At 67.3% G+C, this 13,938-nt stretch carries 15 protein-coding genes and 1 pseudogene; 12 read left to right on the top strand and 4 right to left on the bottom strand.

The features are described 5' to 3' along the window. The first annotated feature begins 21 nt into the window (after positions 1–21). The 6 genes from BM43_RS14865 to pcaC all read left to right on the top strand — a co-directional run bounded on the left by BM43_RS14865 (position 22) and on the right by pcaC (position 5,501). Complete coding sequence (locus BM43_RS14865) at positions 22–1,251, top strand: 4-hydroxybenzoate 3-monooxygenase (protein ID WP_036054986.1); 1,230 nt, start codon at positions 22–24, stop codon at positions 1,249–1,251. A gap of 145 nt (positions 1,252–1,396) precedes the next feature. Continuing rightward, a complete protein-coding gene (locus BM43_RS14870; protein ID WP_013688935.1) occupies positions 1,397–2,098 on the top strand; it encodes a 3-oxoacid CoA-transferase subunit A in 702 nt (233 codons plus the stop codon). A gap of 17 nt (positions 2,099–2,115) precedes the next feature. Next, positions 2,116–2,772 (top strand): 3-oxoacid CoA-transferase subunit B, encoded by a 657-nt coding sequence (locus BM43_RS14875; protein ID WP_013688936.1) that lies wholly within the window; start codon positions 2,116–2,118, stop codon positions 2,770–2,772. Positions 2,773–2,939: 167 nt separating this feature from the next. Continuing rightward, a complete protein-coding gene (locus tag BM43_RS14880) occupies positions 2,940–4,298 on the top strand; it encodes a 3-carboxy-cis,cis-muconate cycloisomerase (protein ID WP_036054984.1) in 1,359 nt (452 codons plus the stop codon). 12 nt (positions 4,299–4,310) lie between these two features. Continuing rightward, positions 4,311–5,096, top strand: coding sequence for a 3-oxoadipate enol-lactonase (gene pcaD, locus BM43_RS14885; RefSeq protein ID WP_036054983.1), 786 nt, complete (start codon positions 4,311–4,313; stop codon positions 5,094–5,096). 12 nt (positions 5,097–5,108) lie between these two features. Beyond that, the gene (pcaC, locus tag BM43_RS14890) at positions 5,109–5,501 is read left to right on the top strand and encodes a 4-carboxymuconolactone decarboxylase (protein ID WP_025100781.1); all 393 of its coding nucleotides are present in this window, start codon (positions 5,109–5,111) and stop codon (positions 5,499–5,501) included. A gap of 91 nt (positions 5,502–5,592) precedes the next feature. Here the strand turns inward: pcaC and BM43_RS14895 are convergent, their stop codons facing one another. Together BM43_RS14895 and BM43_RS14900 are read right to left on the bottom strand one after the other, a co-directional pair. Then, positions 5,593–5,841, bottom strand: a complete 249-nt coding sequence (locus BM43_RS14895; protein WP_036054980.1) for a hypothetical protein — start codon at positions 5,839–5,841, stop codon at positions 5,593–5,595. A gap of 121 nt (positions 5,842–5,962) precedes the next feature. Next, the gene (locus BM43_RS14900; RefSeq protein ID WP_036054978.1) at positions 5,963–6,580 is read right to left on the bottom strand and encodes a LysE family translocator; all 618 of its coding nucleotides are present in this window, start codon (positions 6,578–6,580) and stop codon (positions 5,963–5,965) included. Positions 6,581–6,921: 341 nt separating this feature from the next. Here BM43_RS14900 and BM43_RS14905 point away from each other — a divergent pair, with 341 nt between their 5' ends. Together BM43_RS14905 and BM43_RS14910 are read left to right on the top strand one after the other, a co-directional pair. Beyond that, a complete protein-coding gene (locus tag BM43_RS14905; protein WP_013688942.1) occupies positions 6,922–7,185 on the top strand; it encodes a helix-turn-helix domain-containing protein in 264 nt (87 codons plus the stop codon). Between the two features lies 1 nt (position 7,186). Further along, complete coding sequence (locus tag BM43_RS14910) at positions 7,187–8,536, top strand: type II toxin-antitoxin system HipA family toxin (protein WP_036054975.1); 1,350 nt, start codon at positions 7,187–7,189, stop codon at positions 8,534–8,536. A gap of 75 nt (positions 8,537–8,611) precedes the next feature. Here the strand turns inward: BM43_RS14910 and BM43_RS14915 are convergent, their stop codons facing one another. Then, a complete protein-coding gene (locus BM43_RS14915; RefSeq protein ID WP_036054973.1) occupies positions 8,612–9,583 on the bottom strand; it encodes a LysR family transcriptional regulator in 972 nt (323 codons plus the stop codon). 134 nt (positions 9,584–9,717) lie between these two features. Here BM43_RS14915 and BM43_RS14920 point away from each other — a divergent pair, with 134 nt between their 5' ends. The 4 genes and pseudogenes from BM43_RS14920 to BM43_RS42270 all read left to right on the top strand — a co-directional run. Further along, entirely contained in the window at positions 9,718–10,464 is a 747-nt protein-coding gene (locus tag BM43_RS14920) for an SDR family oxidoreductase (protein WP_036054971.1), read from the top strand. Positions 10,465–10,849: 385 nt separating this feature from the next. After that, positions 10,850–12,700, top strand: coding sequence for a hypothetical protein (locus BM43_RS14925; RefSeq protein ID WP_036054969.1), 1,851 nt, complete (start codon positions 10,850–10,852; stop codon positions 12,698–12,700). A gap of 131 nt (positions 12,701–12,831) precedes the next feature. Then, positions 12,832–13,011 (top strand): hypothetical protein, encoded by a 180-nt coding sequence (locus BM43_RS14930; protein ID WP_036054967.1) that lies wholly within the window; start codon positions 12,832–12,834, stop codon positions 13,009–13,011. A 265-nt stretch (positions 13,012–13,276) separates the two neighbouring features. Next, positions 13,277–13,414, top strand: a pseudogene (locus BM43_RS42270) (thiamine pyrophosphate-binding protein); the annotation flags it as partial. Here BM43_RS42270 and BM43_RS14940 read toward each other — a convergent pair. Continuing rightward, a complete protein-coding gene (locus BM43_RS14940) occupies positions 13,414–13,929 on the bottom strand; it encodes a RidA family protein (protein ID WP_042284228.1) in 516 nt (171 codons plus the stop codon). The pseudogene BM43_RS42270 and the gene BM43_RS14940 sit on opposite strands and share 1 nt — an antisense overlap. Positions 13,930–13,938: the final 9 nt, after the last annotated feature.

Below are 13,938 nucleotides of genomic sequence, written 5' to 3' on the forward strand. Positions count from 1 at the left end.
TCAATGTTCAGGAGACGAACAATGCGTACCCAGGTCGCGATTGTCGGCGCCGGCCCCGCCGGGCTGCTGCTTTCCCATCTTCTTCGCCTGCAGGGCATCGACGCGGTGCTGGTCGAGGCGCGCTCGCGCGAGTATTGCGAGAACCGGATCCGCGCCGGCGTGCTGGAGCAGGGTACCGTCGACACGCTCAACGAAGCCGGGCTCGGCGAGCGCATGCGCAGCCAGGGGCTGGTGCATCACGGCATCGAGCTGCTGTTCTCGGGCGAGCGGCATCGCATCGACCTGTCGGCGCTGACGGGCGGCCGCGCGATCACCGTCTACAGCCAGCACGAGGTGGTGCGCGACCTGATCGCCGCCGGCATCGAGCAGGGCCACGCGATGCATTTCGAGGTGAGCGAGGTGGCGCTGCACGAGGTGACCGGCGAACGGCCGGCCGTAACCTTCCGGCGCCAGGACGGCGTGGCCGAGCGCATCGATTGCGACTTCATCGCCGGCTGCGACGGCTTCCACGGCATCGCGCGGCAGACCATTCCCGAGGCGCTGCAGCGCTGCTACGAGCGCGTTTATCCCTTTGCCTGGCTCGGCATCCTGGCCGACGCGGCGCCCTCGCTCGACGAGCTCGTCTATGCCCACCACGAGCGCGGTTTCGCGCTGTTCTCGATGCGCTCGCCCAGCGTCACGCGGCTCTACCTGCAATGCCGCCCCGACGAGGATCTCGCGCAATGGTCCGACGCGCGGATCTGGGACGAACTGCACACGCGCTTCTCGAACGGCAGCGGCTGGACGCCCACCGAAGGCGCGATCACGCAGAAGAGCGTCACGCCGATGCGCAGCTTCGTGTGCGAGACCATGCGCCATGGCCGGCTGCTGCTGGCCGGCGACGCCGCCCACATCGTGCCGCCGACCGGCGCCAAGGGCATGAACCTGGCGGTGGCCGACGTGCGGACGCTGTCGCGGGCGCTGGCCGCCCACTATCGCGGCGACGCCGCGCCGCTCGACGCCTATTCGTCGACCTGCCTGGAACGCGTCTGGCGCGCCGAGCACTTCTCCTACTTCATGACCAACATGCTGCATGCCTCGCCCGAGGACACGCCCTTCGTCGATCGCCTCAAGCTGGCCGAGCTGAAGTACGTGACGCGCTCGCCCGCGGCGGCGCGCGCGCTGGCCGAGAACTACGTCGGCCTGCCCTTCGACGACGCGGCCGCCTCCGCATCACCCCGCCTTGACAAGGCCGCGAGCGAGATTCTATGATCGCCGCATCGTTCGCTAATCGAATCTGAGTTCGAAATACGAACAAATCGGGCCAAGGACGGCCCGATGCGGCGTGCCTTCGGAGGAAGTCCGGCGCGCTGTCCGACGCGCGCGTGGCGCGGCGCGGATTCCCTCAGGAAGAGCCATGGTCAACAAGATTTTCGATTCCCTGCAGTCGGCGGTGGCCGACATCCACGACGGCGCGACGGTCATGATCGGCGGCTTCGGCACGGCCGGCATGCCGTCCGAGCTGATCGACGCGCTCATCGCGCACGGCGCGCGCGATCTGACGATCGTCAACAACAATGCCGGCAACGGCGAGACGGGCCTGGCGGCGCTGCTGAAGGCCAAGCGCGTACGCAAGATCATCTGCTCGTTCCCGCGCCAGGCCGATTCGCAGGTGTTCGACGCGCTCTACCGCGCCGGCGAGATCGAGCTGGAGCTGGTGCCGCAGGGCAACCTGGCCGAGCGGATCCGCGCGGCGGGCGCTGGCATCGGCGGTTTCTTCACGCGCACCGGCTACGGCACGCGGCTGGCCGAGGGCAAGGAGACGCGCGAGATCGACGGCAAGCAGTATGTGCTCGAGACGCCGATCCACGCCGATTTCGCGCTGATCAAGGCCTTCAAGGGCGATCGCTGGGGCAACCTGGTGTATCGCAAGACGGCGCGCAACTTCGGGCCGGTGATGGCCAGCGCCGCGAAGACCACCATCGTGCAGGTCTCGCAGGTGGTCGACCTGGGCGGGCTCGATCCCGAACACATCGTGACGCCGGGCATCTTCGTGCAACGCGTCGTCGAAGTGCCGCAAGCCGTGCATGCGGCCGAACTCGGCGCGCAAGCCGCCTGAACCCGGAGGACACCACCATGAAACGACTGACCCGCGATGAGATGGCGCAACGTGTCGCCCAGGACATCCCCGAAGGCGCCTACGTGAACCTCGGCATCGGCGTGCCGACCCTGGTGGCCAACCACCTCGGCGCCGACAAGGAAATCTTCCTGCACAGCGAGAACGGCGTGCTCGGCATGGGCCCGGCGCCCGAGGCCGGCCATGAGGACGACGAACTGATCAACGCCGGCAAGCAGCACGTCACGCTGCTGACCGGCGGTGCGTTCTTCCACCACGCCGATTCCTTCGCGATGATGCGCGGCGGCCATCTCGACTACTGCGTGCTCGGCGCCTTCCAGGTGTCGGCCAAGGGCGACCTGGCCAACTGGCACACCGGCGCGCCCGACGCGATCCCCGCCGTCGGCGGCGCGATGGACCTGGCGATCGGCGCCAAGCAGGTGTTCGTGATGATGGAGCACCTGACCAAGCAGGGCGAGAGCAAGGTGGTGGCCGAGTGCTCGTATCCCGTCACCGGGATCGGCTGCGTGACGCGCATCTATACCGATCTCGCCGTGCTCGACGTGACGGCCGAAGGCCTCGCCGTGCGCGAGATCTTCACCGACCTGTCGTTCGACGAACTGCAGGCGCTGACGGGCGTGCCGCTCGTCGACGCCACCGAACGCGCGGCCGCGTAAGCGCCGCTGTTTCCAGGCTTTCCCGTTCTTCCAGGCGCCTGCCTGCCGATGGCCCCGCGCGACACGCCGCTTCCCGCGTCGCGCGGGGCCATTCGCCGTGCGCGCAAGGCGGCGCGCTTCGGTGGACAATAGGCGCTCCCGGCCCTTCCCGACCTGCTGACCATTCCATGTTCGAAGACAGTGCCCGACTGACCTCCCTGATCGGCGGCGATGCCACGCTGGTGCGCATCTGGTCGCCCGCCGCCACCCTGCAGCGGATGCTCGACGTCGAGGCCGCGCTGACGCGCGCGCTGGCCGCCCACGGCGTGATTCCCGCCGCGGCGGTGGCGCCGATCGTGGCGGCCTGCCGTGCCGAGCGGCTCGACGCCGAGGCGCTGGCGCGCGACGCGGCGCTCGGCGGCAATCTCGCGATCCCGCTCGTCAAGCAGTTGACCGCGCGCGTCAAGGACGACGATGCCGAGGCGGCCAAGTTCGTCCACTGGGGCGCCACCAGCCAGGACATCATCGACAGCGGCCTGGTGCTGCAGTTGCGCGACAGCTTCGATGCGATCGAGCCGCTGCTCGATGCCGTGTGCAGCTCGCTGGCCGCGCTGGCCCGCGCGCATCGCGACACGCCGATGATCGGCCGCACCTGGTTGCAGCAGGCGCTGCCGATCACGCTCGGCCTGAAGTTCGCGCAATGGCTCGATACCCTGGGACGCCATCGCCGGCGGCTCGCCGCGTTGCGCGGCGAGGTGCTGGTGCTGCAGTTCGGCGGCGCGGCCGGCACCCTGGCCAGCCTGCGCGAGGCCGCGCCGAAGGTGGCCGCCTCGCTCGCCGAGGACCTGCGACTGACGCTGCCCGAGGTGCCCTGGCACACGCAGCGCGATCGCATCGCCGAAACCGCTTCGTTCCTCGCGATGGTGATCGGCACGCTCGGCAAGATCGCGCGCGATATCTCGCTGCAGATGCAGACCGAGATCGGCGAGCTGGCCGAGCCCGCCGCGGCCGGCAAGGGCGGTTCCTCGACCATGCCGCACAAGCGCAACCCGGTCGGCTGCGCGGCCGTGCTGAGCGCCGCCGTGCGCGCGCCGGGGCTGCTCGCCACGGTATTCGCGGGGATGGTGCAGGAGCACGAACGCGCGCTCGGCGGCTGGCAGGCCGAATGGGAGGCGCTGCCCGAGCTGGCGCGCCTGGCCGGCGGCGCGCTGGCCCAGGTGGCGCAGATCGTCGGCGGCCTGCAGGTTGATACCGCGCGGCTGGCCGCCAATCTCGACGCCACGCGCGGCCTGGTGCTCGGCGAGGCCGTGATGCTCGCGCTCGGCGACCGGATCGGCCGGCTCGACGCGCATCACCTGGTCGAGCAGGCCTCGAAGGAGGCGGTGCGCTCGAACCGAACCCTGCATGACGTGCTGGCCGCCGATCCCGTCGTCTCCGCGCAGCTCGCGCCCGAGGCGCTGGCGCGGCTGCTCGATCCCGCTCATTACGTCGGCGAGGCCGGTGCCTTCGTCGATGCCGTGCTCGCGCGTCACGCGAGCGGCAATTAAGGAGAACTAGCGATGCCTTTTGCTTCTGTCAACGGCGTGAAGCTGCATTACCGAATCGATCGTGCAGCGAACGCCGAGGCGCCGTGGCTGGTGTTTTCGAATTCGCTCGGCGCGGACCTGTCGATGTGGGCCGCGCAAGTCGATGCGCTGGGCGCGCATTTCAACCTGCTGCGCTACGACACGCGCGGCCACGGCCACTCGGAAGCGCCGGCCGGCTCATACACGATCGACCAGCTCGCCGGCGACGTGATCGGCCTGCTCGACCACCTGGGGATCGAGCGCGCCCATTTCTGCGGCATCTCGATGGGCGGCCTGACCGGCGCCGCATTGGCCGCGCGTCATCCGCGGCGCATCGGGCGCGCGGTGCTGGCCAACACGGCGGCCAAGATCGGCTCGCCCGAGGTATGGGAGCCGCGCGCGGCGAAGGCGCGCGACGAAGGCATGCGCGCGCTGGTCGACGCGGTGCTGCAGCGCTGGTTCAAGAAGGAATTCTTCGCGGCCGAGCCGCGTTTGGTCGACGTGGTGCGCGACGCCTTCGTGCATAACGACCAGCAGGGTTATGCCGCCAACTGCGACGCGCTTAACGCAGCCGACCTGCGCGAGGAAGTGAAGGGCATCGCGCTGCCGGTGCTGGTGGTGACGGGGGCGCACGACATGTCGACGCCGCCCGCGCTGGGCCGCGAGCTGGCTGCCGCGATTCCGGGTGCGAAGCACGTCGAGTTCGACGCCGCGCATATCTCCAACATCGAATGCGCCGAAGGTTTCAACCGCGCGCTGATCGAATTCCTGACCGCCTGACGGAGCCGCAAGATGGACGAGAAACAACGCTACGAAGACGGCCTGGGCGTGCGCCGCGCCGTGCTCGGCGAGGCTCATGTCGATCGCTCGCTGGCCAATCGCAACGAGTTGACCACGGAATTCCAGGATCTGATCACGCGTTATGCCTGGGGCGAGATCTGGACCCGCGAGGGCCTGCCGCGTCACACGCGCAGCCTGCTGACGATCTCGATGATGGTGGCCCTCAATCGCGGCGAGGAACTGGCGCTGCATCTGCGCGCGGCCAAGAACAACGGCGTGACGCGCGACGAGATCAAGGAAGTGCTGATGCAGACCGCGATCTATTGCGGCGTGCCGGCGGCGAATTCGGCCTTCCACCTGGCCGACCGGATCTTCAAGGAAGAGGACGCGGGCGGCGCCGCCTGAGCGGCTCGCCCGCCAGGGCGAGGCAGGCGCCGGCAAGACGGCGCCGTTGCTCGAAGGACATGAAAACGGGGCGGCGCTTGCCGCCCCGTTTTCATTCCTCGGCGTCGTGGACCTTGGCGAACTGGCGCAGATAGGCACGCAGCGCCGACTCGACACAGCGGCGATCGGCCGAGGTGGCCGTGCGCATCGTGTGCTCGTCGCCGAACAGGGTGCGCGGCGCGATATAGGTGCCCACCTCGCTGTGCTCGCGCAGCACGCGGATGTGATGCGTGTTCGGATGATATTCGGCCCGCCAGTGCAGGCCTTCGATGCGGTCGCCGGCTTTCATGGTGTGCTTCATCGGACCCTCCTGCCCGGGCGGGCGTGCCGTCGACGCGCCGGCGTCCGGGACCGACCAGCCTACGCCTGCACGCGGCGGCCGACAACCGGAAATGCCGCGCGCCGGCATGCCGGATTCGGGGTCAGGCGGCCAGCAGCCGGGCGAACAGCGGATAGAGCGAAGCCACCAGCAGGATCGCCATGGTCACGTTGAACATGCGCAGCCGCCGCGGGTTCGACAGGAAGCCGCGCATGCCCTGGCCGAACGCGGCCCACACGCCGATGCAGGGAAAGCCCACCAGGATGAACACCAGCGCCATGCCGATCGCATTGGTGCCGTAGCTGGCCGAGAGCTGGACTGTGGTGGCGGCGGTCAGCACCATCATCCAGGCCTTCGGGTTGACGAGCTGGAACAGCGCGGCCTCGACGAAGGTCATCGGGCGCGACTTGCCCTGGTTGGCGTTCACCTGGCCCGAGGTGCCGATCTTCCAGGCTAGGTAGAGCAGGTAGGCGATGCTTGCGACCTCGAGCACCGTGTAGAGCACGGGCAGTTGCGCGAAGGCCTCGCCCAGGCCGAAACCCACCGCCACCATCATGATCGCCACCCCCGTGCTGATGCCGACCATGTGCGGCAGCGTGCGACGGAAGCCGAAATTGACGCCGGATGCCAGCAGCATGGTGTTGTTCGGGCCTGGCGTGATCGACGTCACGAGTGCGAACAGCATGCCGGCCGGCAGCGCGCTCAGGGTGATGATGTTCATGGGTGCCTCTCGAGACCGGGAATGGGAAACAGTCGGGGAAGAGGCAGTGTAGCGACAGTTATCTGTACAGTACCGATACAGTTTGGCGGGGTGGCAGCGATACGGCGCGGCTGGCTGGATGTCGATGTGTGCCGAGGCTTGCCTGATGGAGCCTGGTCTGGCGGCGATCTCACGATCCTGTCCGGAGCGTCCTGTCCACCTGACGGACGAGCAAGACCGCCAGTTTTCTCGTTCGTTTATCTGAGATTCAGCTATTCTTTAAATATCTGGAATGCGGATATATTGCGCATATCCGGATTTCAGATAAACTCGAAAAATCTGGAATCAGGATATTTTTCTCCATGGCCTTGATCCTCTCGCCCCAGAAGCTGATGTCGGCCCTGCAACTCGGGCAGTTGCTGAAGAGCGCCCGCAAGCGGCGCAAGCTCACGCAAGCGCAAGTGGGGACACGCCTGGGCCTGAGCCAGAACCGCATCTCCCATCTCGAACAGCATCCCGAGGAACTGAGCTTCCGGCAACTGCTGGGCTGGTGCGCTGTCGTGGGACTGGAACTGCGGCTCGGCGAGCCCGATCATTCGCCGCCCGGCGACGAACTGGAGTGGTGAGATGGGGCGCCGCTCGCACAGTCAGACACTGGCTCTCTGGGCCAATGGCGAACCGGTCGGACGCTGGACCGTCACGGCGCGCGGCGAGATGGAACTGCGCTATGACGACGCCTGGTTTCGCTCCCCCCGGGGGCGGCCGCTCTCCCTGTCGCTGCCTTTCACGGTCGGCAACGCGGCGATACGCGGCCCCGCCGTCTCCCATTACTTCGAAGGCCTGCTGCCCGACAGCGACACGATTCGCAAACGTGTCGCCGCCCGCTTCCGGACCGGCTCTACCGACGCGTTCGATCTTCTGCGCGCCATCGGGCGTGATTGTGTCGGCGCATTGCAACTGCTGCCCGAGGGTGAGATGCCACCGGGTATCGATCGCATCGACGGCATCGCGCTGGACGAGGAGGCGATCGAGCGGCATCTGCTGGAAATGGTCGCGCCCGATCGCTTCGCGGGCGCGCGCGATCCCGACGACGATTTCCGGATCTCGCTGGCCGGCGCGCAGGAAAAGGACGCCTTCCTGTGGTGGAACGGTCGATGGATGAAGCCGCGCGGCGCCACGCCTACCACGCATATCTTCAAGCTGCCGCTGGGTTTGATCGGCGGCCGGCGTGCCGATTTCAGCACCTCGGTGGACAACGAGTGGCTGTGCCTGCGCCTGTTCAAGGCCTATGGCCTGCCGACCGCCAACGCAAGCATCGCCGCTTTCGGCACCCAGCGCGTGCTGGTGGTCGAACGTTTCGATCGCATCGTCTCGACGAGCGGTTCGCGTCTGCTTCGCCTGGTCCAGGAGGATTTCTGCCAAGCCACCGCCACGTCACCGCTGCTCAAATATGAAAACGAGGGTGGGCCGGGCCTGAAGGCCTTGTTCGAGCTCGTCCATCAATCGCGTGACGCCGAGCGCGACCTGCGCACGCTGATGGCGACACAGATTCTGTTCTGGCTGCTGCGTGCGCCCGACGGTCATGCCAAGAATTTCAGCATCCAGTTGCAAGGCGGCGATGCGGGAGGGTTTCGTCTCACCCCGATCTACGACGTGATGTCCGCCTATCCGGTGATGGGCGACGGGCCGAATCAATGGGCCGCGCGGGACATCAAGCTGGCGATGGCGCTGCTCGGCAGGAACCGCCACTATCAGGTGCACACCATTCGACGCCGGCATTTCAACAGCACGGCGCGCAAGCTCGGCTATGGCGACGACGCCGAGCCGCTGATCCAGGAACTGATCGCACGCACGCCGGCGGCCATCGAGCAGGTAGCGGCCGAGCTGCCGGGCGGATTTTCGCAACGCGTGGCCGATACGGTACTGGGCGGCTTGCTGAGTGCCGCGCGGGAGCTGGAGCGAATGACGCCGGATTGAGGTTCGCCGCATGCGATCGTCGGTGACGACGAAGGCGGTTCAGCGGTTCAGCGGTGCTCGCGCGATCGCGCGCTGCTATCGCCCGCGCGCCGCCTTGCGTCCCCTGGTTTCCGCCGTCGCCAGTTCACGCGCATCCAGCACGTAATCGCGCGAGCCGGCGAGCCGCTCGACGCCGAGGTCGATGAAGGCGCGCACCCGCGACGGCTGCGCCGTGCGGCTACCGTAATAGAGGTAGACGCTCATGTGATCGGCCGCATGTCGAGAGAGCAGCGGCACCAGCCGCCCGGCCCGGATCAGCGGCGCCGCCGACAGGCCCGACAACAGCCCGATCACCTGCCCCGACAGGACCGCCTCGGTTTCCAGTTGCGCATCGTTGGTCGACAGCATCGGCGGCAGCTCATGTCGGATCACCTCGTCGCCGACCCGCAGCAGCCAGGGCAGCACGCGGCCGCTGCCGGGATGGCGGAACACGCTGCAGCGATGCGAGGCGAGCTGCTCGATCGAAGCCGGCGCGCCGTGCGCGGCCAGGTAGGCCGGCGCCGCGCAGACGATCAGTTGCAGGGCGAACAGGCGGCGCGCGGTGAGCTCGTCCTCCAGCGTGGTGCCGATGCGGAAGCCGACATCGATGCGATCCCGCACCCAGTTGCCGATGCGATCGTCGAGCGTCACGTCGGGCTGGATTCCGGGATGGCGCCGGCAAAATTCGTCGACCAGCGGCCAGAGCACCGGCAGGAACGAGTATTTCGGCGCGACGATGCGCAGCGGCCCGGCGATCTCGTCCTTCGCGATGCGCGCGCGGTCGATGGCGCGCGCCAGCGCCGCCAGCGCGGGCTGCGTGGTTTCGAGGAACTGCTGGCCTTCGTGGGTGAGCGCGAGGCTGCGGGTGGTGCGATGCAGCAGGCGCACGCCGAGCCGTTTCTCGAGCGCGGCCAGCGCCTGGCTTGCGGCTTGCGGGCTGATGCCCTGGGCGGCCGCGGCGCGCCGGATGCTGCCCAGCTCGATGGCCTTGATGAAGATCTCGATCGCGCGGACGTCGCTGACGGACATGGGGTACCCCGGAAAAAACGAACAGGCAGTATCAATCTGAACTTGCCAATGGAGCAAGCCATGGACGGCTACTGGATTGATGGTCGCCTGCCTAGAATGGGCCCGGTCTCATTCACCACCACCGGGAGAATTCCATGAGCGAGAACATCGACGGCAAGGTCGTCGTCATCACCGGCGCCAGCAGCGGCCTGGGCCTGGCGGCCGCGCGCCACCTCGCAGCGCGGGGCGCGCACGTGGTGCTCGGCGCGCGGCGTATCGAGCGCCTGCAGCAACTGGTCGAGGAATTGAGCGGGCAGGGCGCGCGTGCGCTGGCCTTCGCGGCCGACGTGACCGTGCGCGAACAGGTCGAGCGGCTCGTCGACGGCGCGGTGCGGGGCTTCGGCCGCATCGACGTGATGATCAACAACGCGGGGCTGATGTCGCTCGCGCCGCTGGAGCGCCTGAAGGTCGACGAATGGGATCGCATGATCGACGTGAACCTGAAGGGCGTGTTGTACGGCGTCGCGGCGGCGCTGCCGCACATGCAGCGCCAGATGTCGGGGCAGGTGATCAACGTGTCGTCGGTGGCGGGCCACAAGCTGATGCTCAACGGCGCCGTCTACAGCGCCACCAAGCACGCGGTCGGGGCCCTGTCCGAAGGCCTGAGGCAGGAGATCAAGCCCTGGAACATCCGCACCACGGTGATCTCGCCGGGTGCCGTGGACACCGAGCTGCCGGGCGGCGTGAGCGAGCCGGATATCGCGCGCGGCCTGGGCGACTTCTACGCGGCCAACGCGATTTCCGCCGACTCCTTCGCGCGCGCGGTGGCCTTCGCCATCGCTCAGCCCGAGGACATGGACGTCAACGAGATCCTGTTCCGGCCGACCCGGCAACTGCCCTGAGGCACGGCGATGCGGCGTCGACATCGACGAATCGAGCCGCATCGCGATCACCGAAACAACTCGCGCAATTGAATACGAATATGCGCGATGCGAATCCTTATTCGCAATAAACATTCCAGATAATAAATCTCCATATCGAAAAGACTGCGTGCTAAGCTCGCTCCGCCATATGCCGAGCCGCCTCGACAGCAAGCGAATTCGAGATTCATTTCAACTCGCGGCCGGCTCGGAATGACTATTCAAAAAATACAAGAAAAAGCCTGTGCGGCTTTCATTGAAGCCCTCTCGCGGATGGTGCAGGCGGATGCCCGGCCTGGGATGTCGGCGTGAAAACGATGGAATTTTTCGACGGAAAACCCGCGTTTTCAAATACGGAGAGATTCATATGTTGAAGCTTCGTCACGTCAGCTTGACGCTCATTGCCACCGCGGTCACTTCGCTGGCCGCCTGCGGCGGCGACGACGGCGCCTCGCCCGGCAGCCTCGCGCTCGCGCAGAGCTCGGTGGCCGGCACCAAGGCCAGCACCTTCGCCACCTCGAACACGCCCGACTTCGGCCCGAACGTGGTCGTGTTCGATCCGAGCATGTCGAGCGCCTCGATCCAGTCGCAACTCGACAATGCCTTCAATTCGCAATTGCGCAGCCCCACCGCGCAATTCGGGTCGCAACGCTATGCATTCCTGTTCAAGCCGGGCAGCTATAACAACATCAATGCCAATGTCGGTTTTTATACGGCGATCGCCGGGCTCGGCAAGAATCCCGACGACACGGCCATCAGCGGCAGCGTGAATGTCGACAGCGGCTGGAATTACGGCGATCAGTCGAATGCGACGCAGAATTTCTGGCGCTCGGTGGAGAATCTCGCGGTGTCGCCCAACGGCGGCACCGATCGCTGGGCGGTCTCGCAGGCCGCGCCGATGCGGCGGGTCCATATCCGGGGCAACCTGACGCTCGGGCCGTCGAACCAGGGCGACGGGCAGGGTTATGCCAGCGGCGGCTACATCGCCGACAGCAAGATCGACGGCACCGTGTCCTCGGGTTCGCAGCAGCAGTGGTACACGCGCGACAGCACCATCGGCAACTGGGTCAACGGCGTCTGGAACATGGTGTTCTCCGGCGTGCAGGGCGCGCCCGCGCAATCGTTCCCGGCCACCTGGAACGCGGCGCCGCCCTACACCACGCTCGGCACCACGCCGGTCTCGCGCGAGAAGCCGTACCTCTACATCGACAGCGCCGGCAACTACAACGTGTTCGTGCCCGCGCTGCGCAACAACGCCAGCGGCATCACCTGGGCCTCGGGCGCGACGCCGGGCAGCTCGATCCCGATGAGCCAGTTCTACGTCGCGCGTCCGTCCGACACGGCCGCGACCCTCAACGCCGCCCTGCAGCAAGGCCTCAACCTGTTCTTCACGCCCGGCACCTACCACCTGAGCCAGCCGATCGCGATCACGCGCGCCGACACGGTGGTGCTCGGCATCGGCTTCCCGACGCTGACGCCCGACAACGGCGTGAACGCGATGACGGTGGCGGACGTCAACGGCGTGAAGATCTCCGGCCTGCTGTTCGATGCCGGCACCGTGAACAGCAGCGCGCTGCTGACGGTCGGCACCGCCGGCTCCTCGGCCAGCCACGCGGGCGATCCGGTCAGCGTGCAGGACGTCTACTTCCGCATCGGCGGGGCGGTGTCCGGCAAGGCCACCAACAGCCTGGTGGTGAACGCCAACGACACGCTGATCGACCATATCTGGGCCTGGCGCGCGGACCACGGCTCGGCGCCGACCGGCTGGACCGTCAACACCGCCGATACCGGCGTGGTGGTGAACGGCGCGAACGTGCTGGCCACCGGCCTGTTCGTCGAGCATTACCAGAAGTACAACGTGCAGTGGAACGGCCAGAACGGCCGGACCATCTTCTTCCAGAACGAGCTGCCCTACGACGTGCCGAACCAGTCCGCCTGGATCAGTCCGGCCGGCAACGGCTACGCGGCCTACAAGGTGGCCGCCGGGGTGACCAGCCACGAGACCTGGGGGATGGGCAGCTACTGCTTCTTCAACGTCAATCCCTCGGTGAACGCGCTGCACGGCTTCGAGGTGCCGCAAACGGCCGGCGTGAAGCTGCATGACACCTTCACGGTATCGCTCGGCGGGGTGGGCACCATCACGCACATCGTCAACAACACCGGTGCGCAGGCAGCCGGCGTGTCGACCATTCCGGTGAACCTGGTCAGTTATCCGTAAGTGTCGCCGGTGGCGTGGCCCGGGCGAGCAGGCCGGGCCGCGCCACCGGCTCCCGGCTGGTCCGCCATCGTCGATGAACGGCAATACGTCCGAGGCATGCTTGTCCTTCCAATAACCACTGAGGGGCCAGCATGAGTTTGATCGATGAGGTTTGCAACGACCCGGTATTGCAGGACAAGGTGAAGGATGCCGTCAGAGGCCGGATCAAGGACGCTGCCGACGGCACCGAGATCGGCACGCCGGATGGTGCGTACAACATCCAGGTCGAGGACGTTTCCGTGGAGCCGCGCGAGGCGTTCCGTTCCGACTGACCGCATCGGCCGCCACTGCGCGGCCGGTGCTTCCGCATCCCTCCCGCCGCCCCTCCTACCCGGTACCGTTCCCATGACTGGTATGCGGTTTTGCCCCTGAGCCGATATCGGCTTGCGTTCATACTTTTGCCCAGCGAGCCGGCATCGTCCGAGCGTCAGGGATGCCCGATCCCGCGAGCGATCGGGCATTGGCCTATCCGAAATGAGGAATCCGGAATCCATGTCCGAAGCAACACGATTGCGAAACAGCGGCCGCATCCTGGTCGATGCGCATGGCAAGCTGACGGACCGTCCCAGGACATGCTTCGTGACGCGCGCGCCCGGCGTCACCCATGCGAGCAATGGCGTGCATGGGGCGCGCGAGGATTCGACGCCGATGATCCTGTTCGTCGTCGTGACGGGTCAGACGATCGCCGCCGACGGTGGCGTGACGCTGGGTTCCTGAGGCTCGACGAAGGCCTGCAGCTCGACTTCCACTGCGGCGTGGCGAGGCAGGCGGAACACGCTCAGGCTGGTGCGAGCGTGCACGCCGGCCTCGCCGAACACGACGTGCAGCACCGACGAGGCACCGTCCGCCACCGCGCTGTGGGCCTCGAAGTCCGCGTCGCTCTGCAGGTACACGCCGATGCGCGCGATGGCGCGGACCCGATCGAGCGTGCCGAGCGCCTGCTGCAGCAAGGCGATGCAGCGCGCGGCGCAGAGCATGGCGCCGCGCCGGCCGTCCTCCACCGACACTTCGGCGCCGATCAGGCCGCGCAGCGCCAGTTCGCCGCCGCGCTTCGGCAACTGGCCGCTGATGAACACCTGCTCGCCGCAGCGCACCCAGGGCGCGTATTGCCCGGCCGCGCCGAAGTCCTCGTCGGCGGGGAGCGCCAGTTGGTCGGCGATGTGCCGGAAACGTGCATCGCGATTCGTCATCTGCCTCGG

This window comes from Burkholderia gladioli (genome assembly GCF_000959725.1).
GTDB lineage: Bacteria > Pseudomonadota > Gammaproteobacteria > Burkholderiales > Burkholderiaceae > Burkholderia > Burkholderia gladioli.